The sequence below is a fragment of the Bacillus sp. A01H genome (genome assembly GCF_045277205.1).
Lineage (GTDB): Bacteria > Bacillota > Bacilli > Bacillales > Bacillaceae_G > Bacillus_A > Bacillus_A paranthracis.
This window is the reverse complement of record NZ_CP117702.1, coordinates 4,460,718-4,481,371: the sequence shown is the minus strand read 5'-3', so window position 1 is coordinate 4,481,371 and position 20,654 is coordinate 4,460,718. Positions and strand designations below refer to the sequence as shown.

At 35.2% G+C, this 20,654-nt stretch carries 28 protein-coding genes and 2 pseudogenes; 27 read left to right on the top strand and 3 right to left on the bottom strand.

What is annotated here, in order from left to right; genetic code table 11:
* Positions 1 to 11 precede the first annotated feature (11 nt).
* The 4 genes and pseudogenes from folC to radC all read left to right on the top strand — a co-directional run.
* Positions 12 to 1,313, top strand: a complete 1,302-nt coding sequence (gene folC / locus PSR14_RS23720) for a bifunctional tetrahydrofolate synthase/dihydrofolate synthase (RefSeq protein WP_000582084.1) — start codon at positions 12 to 14, stop codon at positions 1,311 to 1,313.
* Positions 1,314 to 1,478: 165 nt separating this feature from the next.
* Complete coding sequence (locus PSR14_RS23715) at positions 1,479 to 2,441, top strand: stage II sporulation protein B (RefSeq protein ID WP_086405201.1); 963 nt, start codon at positions 1,479 to 1,481, stop codon at positions 2,439 to 2,441.
* A 221-nt stretch (positions 2,442 to 2,662) separates the two neighbouring features.
* Positions 2,663 to 3,238, top strand: coding sequence for a nucleoside triphosphate pyrophosphatase (locus PSR14_RS23710; protein ID WP_000720489.1), 576 nt, complete (start codon positions 2,663 to 2,665; stop codon positions 3,236 to 3,238).
* Positions 3,239 to 3,284: 46 nt separating this feature from the next.
* Positions 3,285 to 3,671 (top strand): annotated as a pseudogene (gene radC, locus PSR14_RS23705) (DNA repair protein RadC); the annotation flags it as partial.
* 15 nt (positions 3,672 to 3,686) lie between these two features.
* On the opposite strand, the gene PSR14_RS23700 reads toward radC, so the two are convergent.
* Positions 3,687 to 5,078, bottom strand: coding sequence for a recombinase family protein (locus tag PSR14_RS23700; protein WP_098213898.1), 1,392 nt, complete (start codon positions 5,076 to 5,078; stop codon positions 3,687 to 3,689).
* Positions 5,079 to 5,162: 84 nt separating this feature from the next.
* On the bottom strand, positions 5,163 to 5,849 hold the full coding sequence (locus PSR14_RS23695) for an XRE family transcriptional regulator (RefSeq protein WP_098213899.1): 687 nt from the start codon (positions 5,847 to 5,849) through the stop codon (positions 5,163 to 5,165).
* A gap of 170 nt (positions 5,850 to 6,019) precedes the next feature.
* Between PSR14_RS23695 and PSR14_RS23690 the strand changes: the two genes are divergently transcribed.
* From PSR14_RS23690 to PSR14_RS23670, 5 genes are read left to right on the top strand one after another with little or no spacing between them, the layout of a single operon-like run.
* The gene (locus PSR14_RS23690) at positions 6,020 to 6,274 is read left to right on the top strand and encodes a helix-turn-helix transcriptional regulator (protein WP_061884635.1); all 255 of its coding nucleotides are present in this window, start codon (positions 6,020 to 6,022) and stop codon (positions 6,272 to 6,274) included.
* The gene (locus tag PSR14_RS23685; RefSeq protein WP_169509414.1) at positions 6,267 to 6,413 is read left to right on the top strand and encodes a hypothetical protein; all 147 of its coding nucleotides are present in this window, start codon (positions 6,267 to 6,269) and stop codon (positions 6,411 to 6,413) included. Before PSR14_RS23690 ends, PSR14_RS23685 begins: the two co-directional genes overlap by 8 nt.
* Positions 6,388 to 6,555: a hypothetical protein gene (locus tag PSR14_RS23680; RefSeq protein WP_179886020.1), complete on the top strand. Its 168-nt coding sequence runs from the start codon at positions 6,388 to 6,390 to the stop codon at positions 6,553 to 6,555. The genes PSR14_RS23685 and PSR14_RS23680 overlap by 26 nt, the downstream gene beginning before the upstream one ends.
* Entirely contained in the window at positions 6,556 to 6,786 is a 231-nt protein-coding gene (locus PSR14_RS23675) for a hypothetical protein (protein ID WP_098213900.1), read from the top strand.
* 3 nt (positions 6,787 to 6,789) lie between these two features.
* Entirely contained in the window at positions 6,790 to 7,389 is a 600-nt protein-coding gene (locus tag PSR14_RS23670) for an HNH endonuclease signature motif containing protein (RefSeq protein ID WP_098213901.1), read from the top strand.
* A 156-nt stretch (positions 7,390 to 7,545) separates the two neighbouring features.
* On the opposite strand, the gene PSR14_RS23665 is transcribed toward PSR14_RS23670, so the two are convergent.
* Entirely contained in the window at positions 7,546 to 8,775 is a 1,230-nt protein-coding gene (locus PSR14_RS23665) for an IS110 family transposase (protein ID WP_098487274.1), read from the bottom strand.
* A 634-nt stretch (positions 8,776 to 9,409) separates the two neighbouring features.
* On the opposite strand from PSR14_RS23665, the gene PSR14_RS23660 reads away from it, so the two are divergent.
* The 18 genes and pseudogenes from PSR14_RS23660 to PSR14_RS23575 all read left to right on the top strand — a co-directional run bounded on the left by PSR14_RS23660 (position 9,410) and on the right by PSR14_RS23575 (position 20,630).
* Positions 9,410 to 9,613 (top strand): hypothetical protein, encoded by a 204-nt coding sequence (locus tag PSR14_RS23660; protein WP_016125194.1) that lies wholly within the window; start codon positions 9,410 to 9,412, stop codon positions 9,611 to 9,613.
* Positions 9,613 to 9,894 carry a hypothetical protein gene (locus tag PSR14_RS23655; protein WP_098213902.1) on the top strand — a complete coding sequence of 94 codons (282 nt, stop codon included), beginning with the start codon at positions 9,613 to 9,615 and terminating at the stop codon, positions 9,892 to 9,894. The genes PSR14_RS23660 and PSR14_RS23655 overlap by 1 nt, the downstream gene beginning before the upstream one ends.
* Positions 9,872 to 10,420: a host-nuclease inhibitor Gam family protein gene (locus PSR14_RS23650; protein ID WP_098213903.1), complete on the top strand. Its 549-nt coding sequence runs from the start codon at positions 9,872 to 9,874 to the stop codon at positions 10,418 to 10,420. The genes PSR14_RS23655 and PSR14_RS23650 overlap by 23 nt, the downstream gene beginning before the upstream one ends.
* A 2-nt stretch (positions 10,421 to 10,422) precedes the next feature.
* Positions 10,423 to 10,674, top strand: a complete 252-nt coding sequence (locus PSR14_RS23645; protein ID WP_098213904.1) for a hypothetical protein — start codon at positions 10,423 to 10,425, stop codon at positions 10,672 to 10,674.
* 5 nt (positions 10,675 to 10,679) lie between these two features.
* The gene (locus tag PSR14_RS23640; protein ID WP_098213905.1) at positions 10,680 to 11,276 is read left to right on the top strand and encodes a hypothetical protein; all 597 of its coding nucleotides are present in this window, start codon (positions 10,680 to 10,682) and stop codon (positions 11,274 to 11,276) included.
* A 22-nt stretch (positions 11,277 to 11,298) separates the two neighbouring features.
* Entirely contained in the window at positions 11,299 to 12,231 is a 933-nt protein-coding gene (locus tag PSR14_RS23635) for an AAA family ATPase (RefSeq protein ID WP_098213906.1), read from the top strand.
* Positions 12,231 to 12,665: a DUF669 domain-containing protein gene (locus PSR14_RS23630; protein ID WP_098213907.1), complete on the top strand. Its 435-nt coding sequence runs from the start codon at positions 12,231 to 12,233 to the stop codon at positions 12,663 to 12,665. The genes PSR14_RS23635 and PSR14_RS23630 overlap by 1 nt, the downstream gene beginning before the upstream one ends.
* 69 nt (positions 12,666 to 12,734) lie before the next feature.
* On the top strand, positions 12,735 to 15,122 hold the full coding sequence (locus PSR14_RS23625) for a phage/plasmid primase, P4 family (RefSeq protein WP_098213908.1): 2,388 nt from the start codon (positions 12,735 to 12,737) through the stop codon (positions 15,120 to 15,122).
* 292 nt (positions 15,123 to 15,414) lie between these two features.
* On the top strand, positions 15,415 to 15,849 hold the full coding sequence (locus PSR14_RS23620; RefSeq protein WP_098213909.1) for a hypothetical protein: 435 nt from the start codon (positions 15,415 to 15,417) through the stop codon (positions 15,847 to 15,849).
* Positions 15,850 to 15,851: 2 nt separating this feature from the next.
* On the top strand, positions 15,852 to 16,229 hold the full coding sequence (locus PSR14_RS23615) for a YopX family protein (protein WP_169509427.1): 378 nt from the start codon (positions 15,852 to 15,854) through the stop codon (positions 16,227 to 16,229).
* 2 nt (positions 16,230 to 16,231) lie between these two features.
* Positions 16,232 to 16,771: an ERCC4 domain-containing protein gene (locus PSR14_RS23610; RefSeq protein WP_098213910.1), complete on the top strand. Its 540-nt coding sequence runs from the start codon at positions 16,232 to 16,234 to the stop codon at positions 16,769 to 16,771.
* 33 nt (positions 16,772 to 16,804) lie between these two features.
* Positions 16,805 to 17,143 (top strand): annotated as a pseudogene (locus PSR14_RS23605) (hypothetical protein); the annotation flags it as partial.
* Positions 17,144 to 17,346: 203 nt separating this feature from the next.
* Positions 17,347 to 17,520 carry a DUF6877 family protein gene (locus tag PSR14_RS23600; protein ID WP_169509428.1) on the top strand — a complete coding sequence of 58 codons (174 nt, stop codon included), beginning with the start codon at positions 17,347 to 17,349 and terminating at the stop codon, positions 17,518 to 17,520.
* A 43-nt stretch (positions 17,521 to 17,563) separates the two neighbouring features.
* Positions 17,564 to 17,950, top strand: a complete 387-nt coding sequence (locus tag PSR14_RS23595) for a hypothetical protein (protein ID WP_098213912.1) — start codon at positions 17,564 to 17,566, stop codon at positions 17,948 to 17,950.
* 969 nt (positions 17,951 to 18,919) lie between these two features.
* Positions 18,920 to 19,276, top strand: coding sequence for a hypothetical protein (locus PSR14_RS23590; RefSeq protein WP_098213913.1), 357 nt, complete (start codon positions 18,920 to 18,922; stop codon positions 19,274 to 19,276).
* Positions 19,277 to 19,416: 140 nt separating this feature from the next.
* A complete protein-coding gene (locus PSR14_RS23585; RefSeq protein ID WP_098213914.1) occupies positions 19,417 to 19,638 on the top strand; it encodes a hypothetical protein in 222 nt (73 codons plus the stop codon).
* Positions 19,639 to 19,688: 50 nt separating this feature from the next.
* Positions 19,689 to 19,901, top strand: a complete 213-nt coding sequence (locus tag PSR14_RS23580) for a hypothetical protein (RefSeq protein WP_098487656.1) — start codon at positions 19,689 to 19,691, stop codon at positions 19,899 to 19,901.
* Positions 19,902 to 20,294: 393 nt separating this feature from the next.
* Positions 20,295 to 20,630 (top strand): HNH endonuclease, encoded by a 336-nt coding sequence (locus PSR14_RS23575; RefSeq protein WP_098213916.1) that lies wholly within the window; start codon positions 20,295 to 20,297, stop codon positions 20,628 to 20,630.
* Positions 20,631 to 20,654: the final 24 nt, after the last annotated feature.

Here is a 20,654-nt window from a genome sequence, read left to right as displayed (position 1 = left end):
GGAAAGCATACGTGATACATACATACGAAGAAGCGATAGGGTGGATTCATAGCCGATTGAAGTTTGGTATTAAACCGGGATTAGAAAGAATGAGATGGATGCTAGAAGAGCTCGGAAATCCGGAGCGTCACATAAAATGTGTTCACCTTGCTGGTACAAATGGAAAAGGTTCAACGTTAACATATATGCGCTACATGTTAGAAAATGCAAAATATAAGGTAGGAACATTTACCTCCCCTTATATTGAAACATTTAACGAGCGTATTAGTGTGAATGGAACACCAATTGCAGATGAAGAGATTACTGAACTTGTAAAGATGGTAAAGCCAGTCGTTGAAAAACTAGATGAAACGGATTTAGGGGAAGCGACTGAGTTTGAAATTATTACTGTTATGGCAATTTGTTACTTCGGTAAAGTTAATTTCTGTGATGTTGTTTTATTTGAAACAGGGCTTGGAGGGCGCTTTGATTCTACGAATGTGATTCATCCAGTTCTCACGATTATTACGAATATCGGTCACGATCATATGCATATTTTAGGTAATACATTAGGAGAAATTGCATATGAAAAGGCGGGAATTATTAAGTCTGGTGTTCCGGTTATTACTGGTGTGCAAGATGAGGAAGCGTTGCAAGTCATTCAAAAAGTTGCAAAGGAAAATCAGGCAAACTTATACGAGATGGGCAACCATTTTACAGCGTTACATAAACAGTCTAGCGAAGATGGAGAACAGTTCGATTTCACTTGTCCTTTCGCCTCTTTTGAAGATGTGCGAATCACAATGAAAGGCAGCCATCAAGTAGGAAACGCAGCACTTGCACTTATGGCAGTCATGTATGTAAAAACATACTTATCATTTTTAATTGAGGAAGAAGAAATAAGAACGGGATTACAGGAAGCGTATTGGGTGGGGCGCTTTGAAAAACTGCAAAGTAATCCGGATATTATTATAGATGGTGCTCATAACCCAGAAGGTATTGAAAGTCTTGTGAAAACGGTAGAATCACATTACAAAGATAAAAATGTAATAGTTTTATTTACTGCCCTTGGTGATAAACAATTGCACAATATGGTAGGTCAATTAGAAAGCATCGCCGATGAAATTATTTTTACAACATTCGCCTTTGATCGTGCTATTTCAGCAGGCGAGCTTGCATCGTATGCAAAGGAAGAGTCAAAATTAGTTTTTGAAAATTGGAAAGAGGCAATTGATACGAAGGTTGAAATGCTTGGAGAAAATGATGTTTTTATCATAACAGGTTCTCTTTATTTCATTTCGGAAGTTCGAAAATATATTCGCGAAAAAAACTAGATAGTCTTTGCTATCTAGTTTTTTTGTTCTACAAATGAAGTCAAATGCATACATATAAGATAAATATATAGGGTTATTTGGCGAATTCCTCTGACAAATATCTCGTTTTTTTGTGAAATGAATATGATATGATGCGGACAACGATAAGAGGTGAGGTGTGAGTGTATGGACAAGCAATCACGAACGATCTCAGTGAAAGTGAATGGAACAGAAGCGAAGTATGAGGAGAAGAAGAAAGATGAATTTGACTGGATGGTAGTAGAAAGTGAAAGGCCAAAAAACGTTGTTCCGTTTCAAAAATCGAAAGTAGCGTCTATGGAAAAAAATCGAAAGAAGTGGAGCAATACGTTAATTGCAATCGTTGCAACTGCAATTATTATTGGTACGGCGTTTGGGATGGGGATGCTACAGTTACTGAAAGGACAAGGTGCGACAGGAGGAAGCGAAGTAACAGCTTCGAAGCAGATGCGAAAGGAAGAATCAAAGGTGGGTGGAACGGCAGAACAAACACCAGCACCAAAAGAGGAAAAAACAAAAGCACAGACAGGAACGTCATTAGATCCAATGAAATTATTTTTTGTTCAAGGAGGAATCTATTCTTCTGAAGAAAAGGGACAGGCCGCTCTTGAAGAGTGGAAAGGTAATGGAGGTGTAGCAGCCTTAAAACCGAGCGGTGATAAGTATGCATTAGTTGTTGGTATTGCTAGCGATGAACAAGGCATAAACCAATTAATGACGCAGTATAAAAAAGATAATGTCTCCGTATTGAAAAAGGGCTGGGATATAACAGATAAAGCGTTACTTAAAGATGATAAAGAAATCGGGGCGTTTTTAACAAAAGTACAGCCATTATATACTCATTTAGCAAAATATGCTTCTAGCGTACAAGCTAGTGAAAAAAGTAATGCAAAAGATATAAGTACAATCGAAAAAGAGTGGAAAGCGATTGAAAAAGAAGGGAAAAGTATGAAGCAGGAAGAAGCGAAGAAATTGTATATGTATACGTCGGTAGCTGTGCAAACAGTGAAGGACGGAAAAGATGATAAGGAATCTTTAGCGAAATTAAATCAAGTTATCATTGATGGTATACTTTCATACGAAAAAATTGTTTCACAAAAGGTGAAATAATAGGATAATGAAATGACGAAGGAAGAAGTGTAGAGGCTTCTTTCTTTTCTTTTGAATTTAGAGTAAAGTGCTTTCTCTATGACAGGAATATAATCGTGTTTTGGTAAGGAAGTGTTATTTTGTTTAGAGAAAATAATATTTCTTTTATTTGTGGACAAACTATTCCTTTGATACGATTGATATAAATGATTCTGCTTCATGTGAGAAAGGAAGGAGAAAATATGAAAAAAATTATTTTAGCTTCAGGATCACCTCGCAGGAAGGAATTGCTTGAGTTAGCGGGTGTACCATTTGAAATTGTTGTAAGTGAAGTAGAAGAAACGATTGGTGCGTATTCATCGCCTTCTGATATTGTTATGTCCCTTGCCCTGCAAAAAGCATCTGCGGTAGCAGAAAATAACAGTGATTATATTGTGTTAGGTGCAGACACAATTGTTACATATGAGTCGCGTATTCTTGGAAAGCCATCTAGTGAGGCTGAGGCGAAAGAAATGTTGCAATTATTATCAGGGAAAACACATGAGGTGTATACAGGTGTTGCAATTATAGCAAAGGACAAAACAGTCACTTTTTACGAGCGTACAGAAGTTACGTTTTGGGAATTAACAGAAGAGGAAATTGACACATACATTGCATCAAAAGAGCCTTTGGATAAAGCAGGAAGTTATGGGATTCAAGGTAAAGGATCTATTTTTGTTCAACATATTCAAGGGGACTACTATAGTGTAGTTGGGTTACCAATTTCACGTCTTGTTCGGGAATTAAAACAATTTAATATTGATGTAACCCATGCGTAAAACTGCATGGGATTTTCTTTGAGAGAACAAATAAAGGGGTGGAGAAATGAACGGTATTCGTGATGTTGTCAAAGAAGAACAGCCACGGGAGCGTTTATTGTTAGAAGGGGCTGGAAGTTTATCCAATCGGGAGCTTCTTGCAGTGTTACTCAGAACAGGTTCTAAAGAAGAAACAGTTTTAAAGTTATCGGATAAAATTTTGCATCATTTTGATGGTTTACGTATGTTGAAAGACGCAACGCTAGAAGAGTTAGTGAGTATACATGGTGTTGGAGTTGCGAAGGCATCACAGCTCATCGCTGCTTTTGAACTCGGTAGAAGAATGGTGCGTTTAGAATATCAAAATAGATACAGCATTCGAAGCCCAGAAGATTGCGCCAGATATATGATGGAAGAAATGCGCTTCTTGCAACAGGAGCATTTTGTATGTGTAAATGTAACATAAACACTAATAAAATTCTATATCTAATACTTCTGTAACTCCGTCTTTTTTATCAATTTTGATATTCTCTATGAACATATTCATAAATTGTTTTTTCTCATTAGATGATAAATATGACCAATTGCTTTTAATATTATTTATAATTTCTTTTATAGCATTATCATCTATATTTTCGTTTTCATTGGAACTTAAAGATTTCAACTTTTCTTTTATCGATTCTAGCGCTTGTTTCGTTTCTTTCATTTGATTGGCAAACTCTTCATCTGTCATTAGATCGTTTGACCATGCTTTTTGAAACTTTTCTCTTTGTCGTTCTACTTTAGATAATTGTTTCTTTAAGATATCAATTTCATTGTCTTCTGTTTGGAATTTCGGTACCTGTTTGAATCTGTATTTTTCAATGTAATCTAAAAAGGCTACCTCTATGTTTTTCTCACTGGAGGAAAAAGCCTTTTTCTTATTTAGAACACAAGCCTGACAACGATATCGATTATGTTCAATATCTTGATTATCTTTTTTTCTATGATACATTACTCTTTCACAAGTTAAATGATTTCCGCAATTGGGGCAAAGTAATTTCATTTGAAAAATGAAGATAGAAGTGGTTTTACGTTTTTTAAAATTTTGGCGACTAGATAGTAGTTGTTGAACCTTCATAAATCTATCTTTCGTAATGATTCCTTGGTGCGCATTCTCTATTATCTCATTAGACCACCTTATCGCTCCGTACATGGCGTGATTAGAAAGAATATCTAATATGGTGCGTATATGCCATTTGTAACCTCTTATGGGCTTAATATAGCCGTCTAAATGATCGGCGAGTTGTCTGATAGAGTAACCTTCTTCAATTTTTCTTACCATATCTAAAACTACTTTGCTTTCTTCTAGATTTATAATTAGTTTGCTATACTCATTTTTATCAAATCCAAATGGGGCCTTTGCTGAATATTCTCCTTGGCGAGCCTTTTCTAATTGTCCCATTCTTACACGTTCACCTAAATTTTCTCTTTCCCATTGAGCTAATGCAGCTACAATTGTAATAAACATTCTTCCCATAGCTGTGGAAGTATCATAAACTTCTGTTGCTGATTTAAAAGCACAATTGTATTTATCGAATGTATCTAGTAGTTTGTATAGGTCCATAACAGAACGTGTTAGACGATCTAGACGATAAACTAAAACAGTATTAATTAATCCTTTTTTGATATGGTCTAACATTATGCTTAATTGTGGGCGATTCGTATCCTTTGCTGATACACCTTCATCTACATAAAATTTAAAATTATCCCAGTCTTGTGCCACGCAATATGCTTTTAGCTTTTCACGTTGAGCTGAAATAGAGAAACCATCTCGTACCTGTTCTTCAGTGCTTACTCTTATATAAATTCCGACAGTCACTATTTATCTCTCCTTTTAAAAAGAGGACAGCTGTACGGGCTGTCCATTAAATTCCTAGCGCTAAAGATTTAATTGATATAGGTATTAGTTTAATGTAGCTACGTACATTACTACTTTACCGTGTATTTTTATATTCGCAGCATCTTCATAAGGAACTGTGTAATCAAAGAAACGATTGTCGTATGAATCCGGTCGGAATATTAATCGTTTATTTTGTTTATCATTAAAGAAACGTTTTACAGAATAATCGCAGCCGTTACTAAAAACAACTATGTCATTATCGTAAAGTTCCTCTAAAGCAACTTCTTTTACGGCAATTAAAGAGGTATGTGGTATAACTTTATTCATCGAGTCACCATTAACACGAGTCATAAAAATATCTTCTCTACCTGCCCATTTCCCCATTAATGAATCAGGAATATGTATAGTTTCCAAATCCATTTCTGTCATTCCATCAATTTCTAGAGGTAAACCAGCTGAAATTGCAGTTGGAACATAAGTATATGAAGATTCACGTACTAAAGAAATAGTTGGAGTATTTGGTTTATACACTTCATTTGTTGGTGGGAACAAATCATTAATTGATATATCCAATGCTTGTGCTATTGCAAATAATACATCTTGTTCAGGTTCGTTTGTCCCATTTTCATAAGATGAAATTGTATTATGTTTTTTTCCTATTCGTAATCCTAATTCTTTTTGGGTCATTTTCTTTAGTTTCCTAAAGTTTTTAATTTGTTGACCTACATATTTAGAAACATCTTGTTTCATGAAGTTTCACCTCCTTTCCTAATCTATTATATCATATTTCATGAAGTTTCAAACTAAAAATTTCATGAAACAAGAAAAATAATATTAAATTTCATAAAACATGAAAATAATTATTGAATTATTCCGTAACTTCATGTAATATGAAGTTGTCGGAAGTGAGGTGAATGATTTTGCAAGACAAACTGGTGTCTTTACGTATGTATAACAGGTTAACTCAGCAGGATATGGCGGATTTAATAGGTGTGGATAAGAGAACTTATGTTAATAAAGAATATGGAGTTACTCAATTTAAAGCTAATGAGATGTTTTTAATTGCTCAGAGATTCGGTAAAGGAATTGAGGAAATTTTTTTGCCAACTAACTTCATGAAACATGAAGTTTATGAGGTGGATGGTGAGATAGATGGGACGAACTATATTGGATAATCCGCCAAGTGAGGAAACGGCGTTGAAAATGGCTGAGTTTTTTATGAAAACTTCAGTTCCTCGTATTTTAGCAGCTCGTCAGGCTGAAAAAAAGAAAAAAGAGGTGACCAATGATGAACGGAGTATTATCCGCAAGTAAATTAATGAAAGCATCAGAAGTTGTAAAAAGATGCGCTGAAATGAGACATAGTCCCGCCTTATTACTTATTACTGAATTAGAAGCAAAGTGTCAGTTAAGGGAAATGAACCGTAAGGTTTCATCTCGAAGTGAGGTGAGTTAAGTGAGAAATACGTTAGGTGATTTAAACAATCATTTATTTGCTCAGCTCGAGCGCTTAAGTGATGAGGACTTAGTGGGAGATAAATTAGTCGAGGAAATAGAAAGGGCTCGTTCTATAACAAGCGTAGCCAATCAAATCATTTCGAATGGAACTTTAGTGTTGAACGCTCAAAAGTTTCATACAGAATACAAATCAAAGGATCTTACCAAACCAAAAATGTTGGAGGGGTAACGGGTGGCAAAACTTTTTAACGATGAACAAGTGGCTTTTATTCGAGAAAATGCAAAAGGATTGTCTAATCAGGCCTTAACAAACTTAATAAATAAGGAATTTGGTTTGAGTGTTTCAATAAAACAAATAAAAACATTTAAGAAAAACAATAAAATTTCCAGCGGTTTAACTGGTCACTTTGAAAAAGGTCACGTTCCCTTTAATAAGGGTAAAAAAGGCCTCACGAGGGGTGGAATTGAGACGCAATTAAAAAAAGGGCAACAAGCAACAAATTATAAACCAGTCGGTAGTGAACGAATCGATCGTGATGGTTACGTACTAGTCAAGGTTTCGGATAAAGGGCCTTGGCACAAACGGTGGAGGCACAAACACAGAGTCTTGTGGGAAAAAGAACATGGTCCCATACTAAAAGAACATTGCCTTATTTTTTTAGACAGCAATAAACAAAATATTGTATTGGATAACTTGCAATTAATTACTAGGGCACAACTGACTCGAATGAATCAAAATCATTTAATATCAAACGATGCTGAACTAACTAAAACAGGTTTAATCATTGCTGAGATTTACAGCAAGATGGGGGAACGTAAGCAGCCTAAATGATACATGTGAAGACCTGCGGTAGTATGTCAACTTAGAAATAACAAAGTTTAAAGTTGTCAAAGGTCAATTTGTTTAAAAAAGGCATCACAAAACTAAACCAGTAACGAATGTAATTTACTGGAAAATAATGAAAGGTAGCGATGACAAAATTTTATGTCATTCTTTCACACACCTTCCAGGCGTAAAAAGTTGGTGGCTACGTAGTAGCGCATCCACCAATCGCACAAATTTTCTTGCGGTTAGAACGAGTGCACGTTTGTGTTGATGTTTTGGTACTTCATTATATTTTTTCACGTAATACTCTTGATAATCTGATACATGCTTTCTTACTGAATTGGCGGCTTCAACTAAGTAATAACGCAAGTAATGATTACCTGTACGGGATAATGAAGTATCTTCGGCTGTAAAACGACCGGATTGGTGCTTTCGCCAGTATAATCCAGCGTATTTGGCTATTTTTGTTTCATCGTCAAATCTTTCGATTTGGCCAATTTCAGCAATGATACCGGCAGCGAAAACAGGGCCTACTCCAGGAATAGATTCAAGTGTTTGGGTCAAACCAGCCATGATTTTTTTAATAGACTTTTCTAATTCCTTGATTTGCTGTTGAAACGTACGAATGACTGCGATGGATGTACCTAAGATGACATCTATTGAATCTTCTACAACCTTATCCAAGCGATAAGAAACTTTCACAGCTTTGTGAATGGATGCTGCTACGCATTTTGGATCACCAAAACGGTTTCGACTTTTTTTCTGTAGGAACTCAGCGAGTTCTTCTAAAGGCATATTAGCGAGTTCCTCTAAGCTGAATTTTTCAAGAAATAGTTCTGTCATGGCGCTACCGAATACGGAAGTATCCACCTCTTGTGAAAATGTATTACATTTAAAACTTAGGTGTTGAAGAAAGTGTTGTTTTTCTTTCGTTAACATTTTGACAAGTTGGTATCGTGATCGAGTTAATTGCTGCAGTGCCACGTACTGGCTTTCTTTTACGATAGACATTTGATTACGGCCAAATCGTAAGTAATCAGCAATGACAAAGGCATCAATCTCATCGGTTTTATTCATGTCAGAATAACTTTTCTTAAAATTTGCGACTTGCTTTGGGTTTAGGAGAAATACTTTTGCTCCAAAACGCTGTAAATCTATATCATGGTGAAGAAACATAGAAGGATGAAAGCTGTAAACAGAGGTGGATTCTAGACCAATCTTAAGGATGTCGACCTCTTTACCTGCAACACACTGTAATAATTTTTCTTTGAGTGTAGTAGCTCCCGGTAGGTCATTACTGACCGAAAAAGAATCCAGTTTTTCTCCATCACCATTTAAAAAGCAAACTTTCATATCAAACGAACTTACATCTAAACCAACAAATAATCTCATGTAAGAGACCTCCCTTCTATATTAGAATCATTTCTTGGACGTCTCGAGATATCTCTAGTGTGTACGCCGACCAACAACCTCGTGTATGAGAGCTAGTCCTGAATCGAAAGCCGCCCTAGAGCTACTATCATCTAGGTTCGAGGGTCAGGCTGCTCAGCCTGCGAGTAGGGAGTCCCGCACGTTCACTGAGAAACACTCTTCAAATGTGGTAAATCCACAGGAGGTGAAAGAATTGTCCCAAATGATCCTAAAATCATTATCTAGAAATATCTTGGGACGTCCAAGTATTTTTATTTATAGGGCTCTTATTAAGAAGAAAATCTAAGCCTGTAATAGGGCTTAAATATTAATATACGAGGGAGGTGAGTTAATTGGAAAATGAGGTTAAAAAAGAACTGATTTAATCGGTTTAACAGGATCTGTTACAAGGAATTTAACTATTATTGATGCGCAGGAATATCCAACTGGAGTTTCTGTTCGTGTAAGTGACAACATGGGTGAAGAATACAACATGGATTTAGAAGATGTTGATTTGGATTAAAGAGAAACCGCCAGTTGGGGCTGACGGTCTAATAAAAACATATTTCTTGGTCATTATAGCATGAATTGACTTTGTGTAAAGGAGTGTAAAAGGATGGATAAGCAATTAATGCCTAAAACTGCATATCTAGTAAGGGTAGGTAATTTATTTATTAGCAATCCAGGTCCATTGGTAGTAACGAAGTTACCAAAAGATGCAATGGAATTCGAATATGAAATATCAAAACAAGTAGCCAACAATGTTGGGGGAGAAGTTATCCGTAAAACAGTGGAATATGCCAGGGCGGTGGAATCCTAATGGATATTAAAGCGATTGAAGAATATGTACAAGCTGTACGTTTAGCGCAGAAAAGTGGCATTTTGGGTGTCTATAATGACCGAATACATGTCAGATATCAATTGTTTGAAGAACTCATAAATGAGCAAGGAAATCTTGAAGTAGTGAAACGTGATTGTTCGGAATATCCATTTGAAGCTACTTTCACCAAAAACGGTTTAACGTATCTTTCCCTTCACACTGAAGAAGAAATTAAAAATATATTTGGAGATAATATCGATGAACTCATTACAAGAAATTGAATTAGCGGAAGTTGATGAATTACAGGATGCGGAGAGGCAATTTGAAATTAGTGATTTGGAAGGCCTTAATTGGGCATTTCGTAAATTGACTGCACTTAAAGCTGAAGAAAAGAAAATTACAACGTTGGCAAATGTTGAACGTGAACGTATTGCACAATGGGAGCAAAAAGAATTAAAACCTATCCACGATAGTATTAGCTTCTTTGAAACTCACATTCAACGTTACCATGCGGAACAACTTGCTGCAGATCCAAAACAGAAAACCATTTCTACACCATACGGTAAATCTAAAACACGTAAGAGTGGTGAGGCACCGGAACAGCAGGATAAAGAAAAATTACTTCAATACGCTATTGAAAACCATCTTGATGATTGCTTAAAAACAGAAGTTAAATGGGGTGATTTGAAGAAGAAATTCAAGATTGAAGAAATCAGCGGTGAAAAGGTAATTGTAGATGGGGATGGACAAATTGTCCCAGGGGTTACGGTTAAGCCTGAATCTATTTCTTATAGTGTGGAAGTTTAGAAATGATTCAGTTTTATAAAGGAATAAAGTTAAAGCTTATTAAGCGTAATTACAAAAATTATGCAGCAAAACGATTTACATTAGGTGGTACAAATCAAAACGTATGGATTCCTAATAATCATTTAAATCCTGACGGTTCCATAAAAGAAAATGAAAATATTGATTATGTATTTAGGAAAGCTCAAAGACAGTTGGAGCTTGCTGGGTATACAGGGTCAATTATTGGTATAAAAAGACGTTCAATGGAGGTTTAATAAAAATGGCTAAAGTAAAAATTGAATTAGATGTAGATTGGTTAGAAGAGGGTGAAAATCTTGATGATTTAATCAAAAGTCAAGTTATCACTGGTTTGCAAGACAGATTAATTCAAAAAGCAGAACAAAAGGTTTTAGCGAAAATTGAACGTGAAGCTGAGGAAAAAGCAAATGAGGTTGTAGATACTTTTATTCATGGAGCCTTAGAAAAGAAAATCGATGAATTAAAAATACCATATAAGAAAAACGGTTGGGGATCTGAAGTGGAATTAATACCAATTAGTGAGTTTATTGGTATGAGGTATGAACGATATCTGACTGAAAAAACACTTGATGAAAATGGCCGAGAAGCTAAGTACTCAGGTGATAGAAAGTTATCCATAAGCGAGTATTTTATTCAAAACTATCTTGCTAAGGAGCTTACTTCTAAAGTTAGCACGATGATTCAAACTGCAAGAAAAGATGCAGAGGAAACAATAGTTAAGGCGCTTGAAAACAATCTAAAAGAACAGTTATCCGTTGATATTATTCAAAGGCTTAATATCCCACAAATGCTAGAGGGTCTGCAAAATAAAGCTACAGAATTAGATGTTAAAGAATAAGTTGGGAAAAGGAGTGTAAAACATGTCGTTAAAAGTAACAGATGCACAACGTGAAAAGCTGAAAGCTTGTATAGCCTTATTCGGCGCAAGTGGCGGAGGCAAAACATTAACTTCTTTAATTCTGGCATATGGAATGATGAAAGAAGCTTATCCTGATTTACCAGAAGAAGAATTGTGGAAGAAGATTGGTGTTATCGATACGGAGCACAAACGCTCACTTCTTTATGCAAACAATACAATCAAAGGTTACAAGATTGGTAGCTTTAAATATGTAGAACTTGATGCTCCGTACTCTACAGTGCGATACCAACAAGCAATTGAATTGTTAAAGAAAAATGGTTGTGAGGTTGTTATTGCAGATAGCCTTTCACATGCTTGGGAAGGTATCGGAGGAATACTGGACCAGCAACAAGATTTAGGTGGGCGTTTTCAAGATTGGAAAACAATGAAGCCGGTTATTAAAGAGTTCATTAAATTACTTACAGAAAATGATGTTCATATTATCGCTACGTTACGTACTAAACAAGAATATCAAGCTGAGCGTGATGATAATGATAAGCTTCAAATTCGTAAGTTAGGATTAAAACCAATTCAAAAAGATGATTTGGAGTACGAATTCATGATTGTTCTACGTATGGAGCAAAATCATACAGCTACACCAACTAAGGATAATTCTAATTTAATAAATGAAAATGGTGAATTAATTAAGCCAGAGCATGGTGCAATCATTTATAAATGGTTAGAACTTGGTGTGGATGTAAGAGCGGAGCAAGAGAATGAAAGAAATGCTCTTATTGCAAAAATTATAGAAATTGTTGAATCCAGTGATGAAGCAGCGAAGATGCTAGATGAAATTGAGTTTAAAACAAAACAAAAACTCCAAGATTTCAATCTTAAATATTTAAATGCTGCTTTAGATAGATTACAAGTTTTTAACAACAAGGAGGAAAAATAATGTTTACAGTAGATCATGAACAAGCTAAAGGATTTGAACAAGTTAAGCCAGGAGAATATGAGGTAACAGTTGTTAATTATGAATTAAAAAAAGCTGAATCTGGAAACAACATGATTGTTGTGGATTATGAAATTCGTAGTGATGTAGACCAAGAATTCCAAGGACAAAAGCTCTTATTCGATAATTTTGTTGTAACTGAAAAATCACTGTGGAGATTACAAGCGATTTCTAAAGCTGCAGCTTTTCCAACAGGAATGAAATTTGCTTCTTATAAAGAATGGGCAGATACACTTTTAAATAAACATCTTCGTGTAGTAGTGGGTGAGCGTGAATATAACGGTAAAAAATATCCGCAAGTAAATGGATTTAAAGAATCAGAAGCATCGGCTCCAAATACTGCATTTACAATTACGGATGAGGATGTCCCGTTCTAAAAGTTAATTAACAAGATTCAAATAGGAGGGAGCTACTAACGGCTCCCTTTTCCAAAGGGAGAAGATCAAATGAGATATAAATTTAATCAAATACCGGCAGAGCTTAAAAACACTCCTCATTGGATCTTATGGCGGTCAGAAGTAAGAAACGGTAAGAAAACAAAAGTTCCTTATCAAATCAATGGGGAGATGGCTCAATCAAATAATAAACGGAGCTGGTCAACGTTCCCGACGATCATAAAATTCTATGAACAAGGAGATTATGACGGAATTGGATTTATGTTTTCAAAGGATGCTCCATTCATTGGAATAGATATCGACCATTGTATTCAGGAAGGTGCTCTTACAAGTTTAGCTGAGGATGTTATTGAAATCGTAAATAGTTACACGGAATACTCACCAAGTGGTGATGGTATCCACATCATTGCAAAAGGTAAGCTGCCATTAAAAGGACCGGGTACAGGACGGAAAAATGTTGATATCGGATTAGAAGTATACAGGCATGGAAGGTATTTTACTTTCACCGGTGATTGCCTGGATCAAGTACCTGTGGAGGATAGAACGGATGAATTAAAAGTTTTATTTGAGAAGTATTTGAAAGAAAAGCCAAAGCCTGAAAAGAAACAAAGTACTACTTCATTTGAACGAGAAGATATTACTAGTTTATCGAATGTAGAATTATGGGAGCGAATGTTTGATAGTAAAAGCGGTGCAGCCATTAAAGATTTATTCCAGGGCATGTTGATTAACGGAGATCATTCTTCAACTGATATGGCTTTATGCAATCATTTAGCGTTTTGGACGGATAAAGATGCTGCAAAGATGGATTCAATGTTTAGAGAGTCTTCCTTACTTCGTGAGAAGTGGGATAAACCACATTCAAGTGATGGTCGTACATATGGCCAAATGACAATTGATACAGCAATTCTTTCAACTCCTTCCACAATAGCTGATTATGAACCGCCTGAAGAGAAAAAGTATGAAGTTTACATTTCTGATAACTCAATTGAAGATACTGAGGAAATTATCGATGAAGCGCCAAAGTTTCATTTAACTGAGTTAGGAAATGCTGAACGTATCGCATATTATCATGGCGAAAATGTTCGGTATTGTAACGAGTTGGAATGGCTTATATGGAACGGTAAGCATTGGCATGAGGATAGTAAGAGACAAATTGAAGCTATCACGGCCAAAACGTTGAGAGCTATATATGGAGAAGCAAAGGCTACAGAAGATAAATATCAATCAAAGTTACTGCATGATTGGGCTAAGAAGTGTGAAAGACGGTCAATTAGGATAAATAGCATATTGGATGTAAGGCCGATGGTATCAGTGAAAAAGAAAGAATTAGATGCTCATAACTTCTTATTTAACTGTGATAACGGAGTTATCGATTTAAAGACTGGTGAATTATTACCACATGACCGTGACTTGTTATTAACAAAGATTTCTCCAATCAAGTATGACAAAAATGCTGAGTGTCCCAACTGGAAAGCTTTCTTGGAAAGTATTTTTAAAACACCTACAGGTCAAGCGGATCATGAATTAATTAACTACCTGCAGAAAGCTATTGGTTATTCATTAACCGGTGTAACAAAAGAGCAAGTAATGTTTTTCTTATTTGGTAATGGCCGTAATGGTAAGTCTACTTTTATTAATATCATTCAGGATCTACTCGGTGATTATGGAAGACAGACAAACAGTGACACCTTCTTAAAAAAGAGAAATGATTCAGGAATCAATAACGATGTGGCCAGATTAGATGGAGCTCGTTTTGTATCGGCTGTTGAGAGTGAAGAAGGACAACAATTATCTGAAGCCCTGGTGAAACAAATCACCGGTGGTGAGAAAATGTCAGCTCGTTTCTTACGCCAGGAATATTTCGAGTTTACACCTGAATTTAAAGTATTCTTCACTACCAACCATAAACCGATTGTAAAAGGTTCGGATGAAGGTATATGGAGAAGGATTATGCTTATTCCATTTACCGTAACAATCCCAAAAGACAAGATTGATTATGATCTACCAGATAAATTAGCAAAAGAAATGCCTGGTGTTTTGCGGTGGGCTGTTGAGGGCTGCATGAAGTGGCAGGTCGAAGGGTTGCGTGCTCCTGAAGCTGTGAAGGCAGCGACTGCAGAATATCGTGAGGACATGGACATATTGGCACCTTTTATTGATGAAAATTGTACAGTACATCCTACAGAGAAAATTGAAGCAAAGCTACTATATGAAAATTATACAAAATGGTGTTATCAAAATAATGAATTAGATTTAAAGAACCGTGCCTTTTATCGTCAATTAGAAATACGTGGGTTTAAAAAAGAAAAAGGTGCGAAAAACAAAACATTCATTATTGGTATGACACTAAATAATTATGCTAGTGCGAGTTTGTTTTCAACGGATGATAAAGAGGAGAAAAGTAACATAACTCCTATAAATAAGAAAAAGATTTGATGTTGGGTTACTAAAGGGTTACTGAACTTATTTTTTAATAACCCATATAAATGTTGTTATATCAATGGTTTATAGCTTATGGGTTATTAAGGTTACTGAGTTTCCTATAACAGCCTATAAGAAAATAAATAAAAAAATATATAATATATAGCCTTTAATAGAAAAACAGGTAACCTCAGTAACCCTGACAACTCAAATTAGCTTTGAACCCTTGATATGACTGGTTTTGTAGTGGGTTACTGAATAAAAAACTTAGTAACCCTCGATAACCCTTTAAAAAAAGAGGTGTAATATGCATCCAAAACAGATATGTGTTGATGTTCAATCGATGGGAGTGAAGCTTGTTCTTGATGGAAATGATTTATACATTGAGAACCATGAAAAGGTTGCTCCTGAAATTGAATCAGTTATTAAAGAATACAAGCTACGTATTATTAAATATTTGCAAGGGAATTATTCGGACCAAGATCATGCAGTAAAACAAACGATAGATAAAATTATTAATTTTTTTATCGGTGTTGAGCAAGACATGAATCCAAAAATTAATGATTGGTTTAATCATGATGAAGCTGCAGCAAGATTGGTTATGGAATTAACATTAAACTTTTCACTTAATGGTTGGTTATATGTAAAAGAATCTGTGGCCAACTATGAAAATAAATTAACAGATGAGCTTTCACAAGAAATATTCAATCGTGCAATGTCGCACTTTAAGAAAGGAGCATGAAAATGAGATATCAATTCAGGGTCTGGAATGTAATGAGTAAAAAGATGCTGGGTTGGGGAGAAATCTTTGATTTACCAGCATGGGAGATTTTCCCCGGAACACCTGAACAACGCGCATTTAATGTTATGCAATACACAGGGTTAAAAGACAAGAATGGTAAGGAGATTTATGAAGGGGATGTTCTTGATTTATCTTTAGGTGACGATAGTGTCCTTCGATGTGAAGTTATTTATGAAGCTCCTTCATTCTGTCGGAAATGGTATAACGCAAATACAATTCGCTTGAGACAAAGAGAGATAGAACCTATGGCATGGAATACTCATATTGTTTATGAGGTAATTGGAAACATCTACGAAAACCCAAAGTTATTGGAGCGATAAATATGAGTGCTATACATTATCGATACTCAGAAAAAGAGTTAAAGGAAATCCTAGATACATTAGAAATCATGGTGGATACAAGGGAACAGAAAAATCAACATGTACTTGATTATTTTCGTAAAAAGGATGTTAAATTCAGACTTAGAAAAATTGATACAGCCGATTATTCAGCGGTAATTCCTAAAAAACCTGAAATGGGCATTACACGAGATATTTATTTTAGCGCTGGGGTAGAACGTAAAAACGGTGTAGACGAATTGGTTCAATCAATTAAAGATCGTACAAGATTTGAAAATGAATTGATTCGTGCTGCTAAACATCCATTTGTTCTACTTGTGGAAGATCTACAAGGCTATCACAAAATATTAAAAGGTGAGTATATAAGTCAATACAAACCAGAAGCGTTACTTGGTAGTTTAAAAACATTTGAAGTGCGATATGGCTTTTCAACAGTATTTATTGAGCCTGCTACAACCGGTAATTACATATATCATCATTTCTTATACATGGCTCGTGAGTATCTAAAGAAAGGCGTCATATGATGAAAAACAAAATAATTAAAGGAGAAATAAATCATGATTAAAATTCAATTGAACGTTTTATTCAAGAAAATGCAAAAGGATGATAAAAAGGAAGTTTTAATGTTTCAAGTATTAAGTGATGAATTACCACATGCTGACGAATTATTAAAAATGCCAGGTACTATTGTTCATCTAACTGTGGAGAAAAGTGAAGTTGAACCAATCGGTGCTGAATTTGTTTCTATTCAACGTGATAGCAAGAAAACAGTTCTTAAATTCAATGTAAAAGGTGATACGAAAGATAAGATTAATAAGCTTTATCCATTTGCTGGTGAAAATGTTTCTATTACTCTTGAGCCTTCTCAAATGTCTATTGATGAATTTTACGAAGAGTAAATATAAGTCCTGGGCTTCGGCTCAGGATATTAATCTTGTCGACGTGTTTCGACATAAAAATGACCGTCAGAATCATAGTAATCTGAAGTTGTTTTTCTTTTTTAATACAAATAGGTGTATAAGTCTTAAGACGTCTAATAAAGGAAGATAAACGTGTTTTATGAGATTTGAAGTTTCGTAGTAGAAATGGAGGCGATTAAGTGATTTATTTACAACAGATTAATGAAATAGCATCTAAATTACCTTTACCAGTATTACAAGATATCAATAATCGTATAAGAGATTGGATTGCAAGTGGTGGAGAAGAAAATGATGAATATATTGGCCAACAATTACGATTTGCTCAAAACTATTTGAATGTATATGGTGAGTAGAAAAGAATTGTGGAAGATCCAAAGAAAGTAGGTGAATCATCATTTGTTTAACTGGCTAAAGGTATATCAAGAATTAGAACAAGAAGTTGCTTATCTAGATTACAACTTAGATAAAACAAAAGCTGAATTAAAACGCTGGGTCAGTGGTGATTTGCAAGATGTACGTTTAACTGCTGAATCAGAAGGTGCAAAGGTAGAAGAACGTATTGAAGCAATTGAATACGAATTAGCACATAAGATGAATGACATGTATAAACTGAAAAAATTAATTAATACCTTCAAAGGGTTGGAACATAAAATTGCATATCTTAAATATGTGGAAGGCATGACATTAGAAAAGATTGCTGCAGAGCTTAACTACAGTTCACAGTACATTTACAACAAACATGCTGCCATGAGAGAAAAGGTTGAGTACTCAAGTAAAATTTAACATTTACTTAAGGTAAGTAATCATTATACAAACCCTTGAAAAAATGAATTATAGTAATAACATAAGATTTTGAAGAGCGACTATCTTGCATAAAGGTTCTATAAAAAAGAGCCACATGACTTATGTAAAAGTCATATGGCTGTAAGAATGGGTTGGAAGGCAAGGAAGTTATGCCTTCGCAGAAATTTAATTAGGATACATGCATTTTAACATGCTAGGCATCTTAGTGGGTGTAGAAAATGACATTTGTCAAAGGACAAAAAATGTAGGATGATGAGGAGGCTATATGATACCTTAGAGAAGATAAGAAATAGCGGAAACTGTTTCCTACTATAATATGTCTACAGGCTTTCGCGGGCAACCATAGTCGTCAATTGAATGATTATGGTAGTAACGGGAGAGCGGTTGCTCTTCTTTCAGGCGCCAAGATGGAGATAGGTATGTGTAATGTGGGCAAGTTACATATATACTTGGCGTTTGAAAGAGGCGCTATATACATAATGGAGGCGTATGTTTTTAGGGTGAAGGAATGAAGAATGCCAGAATATACAAATGTGGGTAGGCTATAGTAGATGAGATGTAAGGGATTCTGGACATTCTTCAACCTTCTGAAAGAAATGTTGGAGGAAAAACAGTTTAGATATAAGTGTAATTGTTTACCAAGTTGAGGGCCTGAAATAAACCGTTTGGAGGGTTTGTTTTCCAACCATTTGTAGTATGTGCAGAAAAAATGGTTTTTACAACCAAAAAGAAATGGAAGATTCTTCACACTTTTATTTGTAAGTGAATAGAGTACAGTGTGGGCAGGAAAATATGTCATCTCTGGAGAGCACATTGGTCATGTGCTTTCTTTTTTTATACCAATATGATTAAAAATGGTTTTATGTACCAAAATTGAGCATATAAATGTGGTATAAATATCTATTAGAGTGTTCTCCTAGTGGAAAACAGCGAGGAAGGTGTGAAAAGATGGATACTACAAATACTGATTTACAAAAGAAAATCGACAGGTTACAGTTATGTTTTGTGGATGATCGTGTGTATCAAGAGCATCTAAAAGCTTATGAGGAATTAGGGATTTATACAGAGCGTTTTGAGTATTATAAAATGTATGGGCAATGTTTTGTGCCCTATTCAAAAGAATATGTTATGCGTTCAACCATGGAAGAGTTGTTGAAAAGAGATAAAGAAAAATACATACAATGTAGGCCTTCTTTTTTTTATCGTTTAAAAAGAAAGATGGGTGTATGGATATGGAGGGGAAAGGTGAAGTCGTTAGGTGGATTAGCAGAGTGGAGCCAGAAACATTTAAAGAACAAAAAGTGATAGACCGTTTTTTCTTATTCGCATGAAAAAGCATAGCCAAACTATTGTATGATACATAATCTGGCTGTGTAGGAGTGAACGGGTACTGAAAAACATAATGGCTTTTTTAGGGAAGTCATGTAACGTGAGGAGAGAGTGGAATGGATAAAATAGTTACGACTCATGTTGGGCTTGTGAATGGAAAAGTACATATTTTTCAAATGAATTTGGAAAAATTTTTAGATAAAGTAGTTGCTCCAGATGGATGTTTTAGGGAAGGTTTGATACGTTTTAATGATATTTTAATTAATCCAGAACAGATTGTTTCTGTGCAACAAGTGTCTTCTGTTCGGACTCGCAGACCAAGTCGAATAATAGAGTAATTTTTAAATTAACATCCATTTGGGTGTTTTTTTTGTGGAGGAATGAATAGATGAAACAAACAAAACAAGAACAAGCCGTGATCATCGGCACATTCATTTCAATGTTAGGACAGGACCTTGTGAATGAGCGCATCGATAAACAGAAATTAGAACATGCAATTCCAATCTTTAATGAGTTGGAAGATAATACAACACCAAAGCAAAGAAGAGAAGCGATGGTTAGTTTGTTAGATAAAACCATGGATGAATTTTTAAAGGAATAGAAAGAAATGAAAAGCACAGCTGCACCATCATCTGTGGACGATAAGCAACTGTGCTAAGGGTGGGGATACATAAAGGATAAAGCCAACTATGTTTTAGCCTTGACAGCAAGAGAGGTTTAACTCATGTTTACTATAATAGGAAATAAAGATACAGAGAATGTTAAAAATGACCTTTTCCAAGAGTAAAAAATGATAAGTCAGTATAGACGAAAAAATACACAGCTACATCATCTGTGGAGACAAGTAGCTGTGCAAAGAAAGGGTAAGAAAAAATCCGTTATAACCATAATAGGTGTTCGGAATGTTAGGGTACTTTTACTATAACAAGAAGTATACAAACATAGAATTATAAAGATGACCTTTTGCAAATGTAAAAGGAAAGGGAAAGAAGCGATGAAAGAATATAAAACCAAACAACAGAAGCGTAAATTTTATGACAGTGGTGAGTGGAAGCGATTACGTGAACAAGTAAAGAAGCATGACAACTATGAATGCCAAGAGTGTAAGCGCAATGGTAGTGTTCGTGTGGACACCAATGAATACAGTGAGAGTGCAAAGCGTAAGAAGATTCAGCTTGTTGTCCATCATATAAAAGAACTAGAACATCATCCAGAACTTGCATTAGAAATAGACAATCTCGAAACAGTCTGTGTGGATTGCCATAATACAGAACACGGAAGAACATTCAAAAAGAAACTGAATAAATGGGAACATGATGAAAAGTGGTAAAAATGATTCGGTAATAATACCCCC

What these genes read in the sequence shown, in the direction of transcription:
- PSR14_RS23710 (WP_000720489.1), top strand. Translation starts at nt 2,663, where the DNA reads ATGAAAAAAATTATTTTAGCTTCAGGATCACCTCGCAGGAAGGAATTG.
- PSR14_RS23575 (WP_098213916.1), top strand. Translation starts at nt 20,295, where the DNA reads ATGAAAGAATATAAAACCAAACAACAGAAGCGTAAATTTTATGACAGT.
- PSR14_RS23625 (WP_098213908.1), top strand. Translation starts at nt 12,735, where the DNA reads ATGAGATATAAATTTAATCAAATACCGGCAGAGCTTAAAAACACTCCT.
- PSR14_RS23680 (WP_179886020.1), top strand. Translation starts at nt 6,388, where the DNA reads ATGAACGGAGTATTATCCGCAAGTAAATTAATGAAAGCATCAGAAGTT.
- PSR14_RS23630 (WP_098213907.1), top strand. Translation starts at nt 12,231, where the DNA reads ATGTTTACAGTAGATCATGAACAAGCTAAAGGATTTGAACAAGTTAAG.
- PSR14_RS23620 (WP_098213909.1), top strand. Translation starts at nt 15,415, where the DNA reads ATGCATCCAAAACAGATATGTGTTGATGTTCAATCGATGGGAGTGAAG.
- PSR14_RS23590 (WP_098213913.1), top strand. Translation starts at nt 18,920, where the DNA reads ATGGATACTACAAATACTGATTTACAAAAGAAAATCGACAGGTTACAG.
- PSR14_RS23635 (WP_098213906.1), top strand. Translation starts at nt 11,299, where the DNA reads ATGTCGTTAAAAGTAACAGATGCACAACGTGAAAAGCTGAAAGCTTGT.
- PSR14_RS23580 (WP_098487656.1), top strand. Translation starts at nt 19,689, where the DNA reads ATGAAACAAACAAAACAAGAACAAGCCGTGATCATCGGCACATTCATT.
- PSR14_RS23585 (WP_098213914.1), top strand. Translation starts at nt 19,417, where the DNA reads ATGGATAAAATAGTTACGACTCATGTTGGGCTTGTGAATGGAAAAGTA.
- PSR14_RS23665 (WP_098487274.1), bottom strand. Translation starts at nt 8,775, where the DNA reads ATGAGATTATTTGTTGGTTTAGATGTAAGTTCGTTTGATATGAAAGTT.
- PSR14_RS23615 (WP_169509427.1), top strand. Translation starts at nt 15,852, where the DNA reads ATGAGATATCAATTCAGGGTCTGGAATGTAATGAGTAAAAAGATGCTG.
- PSR14_RS23660 (WP_016125194.1), top strand. Translation starts at nt 9,410, where the DNA reads ATGGATAAGCAATTAATGCCTAAAACTGCATATCTAGTAAGGGTAGGT.
- PSR14_RS23715 (WP_086405201.1), top strand. Translation starts at nt 1,479, where the DNA reads ATGGACAAGCAATCACGAACGATCTCAGTGAAAGTGAATGGAACAGAA.
- PSR14_RS23610 (WP_098213910.1), top strand. Translation starts at nt 16,232, where the DNA reads ATGAGTGCTATACATTATCGATACTCAGAAAAAGAGTTAAAGGAAATC.
- PSR14_RS23650 (WP_098213903.1), top strand. Translation starts at nt 9,872, where the DNA reads ATGAACTCATTACAAGAAATTGAATTAGCGGAAGTTGATGAATTACAG.
- PSR14_RS23645 (WP_098213904.1), top strand. Translation starts at nt 10,423, where the DNA reads ATGATTCAGTTTTATAAAGGAATAAAGTTAAAGCTTATTAAGCGTAAT.
- PSR14_RS23640 (WP_098213905.1), top strand. Translation starts at nt 10,680, where the DNA reads ATGGCTAAAGTAAAAATTGAATTAGATGTAGATTGGTTAGAAGAGGGT.
- PSR14_RS23655 (WP_098213902.1), top strand. Translation starts at nt 9,613, where the DNA reads ATGGATATTAAAGCGATTGAAGAATATGTACAAGCTGTACGTTTAGCG.
- PSR14_RS23695 (WP_098213899.1), bottom strand. Translation starts at nt 5,849, where the DNA reads ATGAAACAAGATGTTTCTAAATATGTAGGTCAACAAATTAAAAACTTT.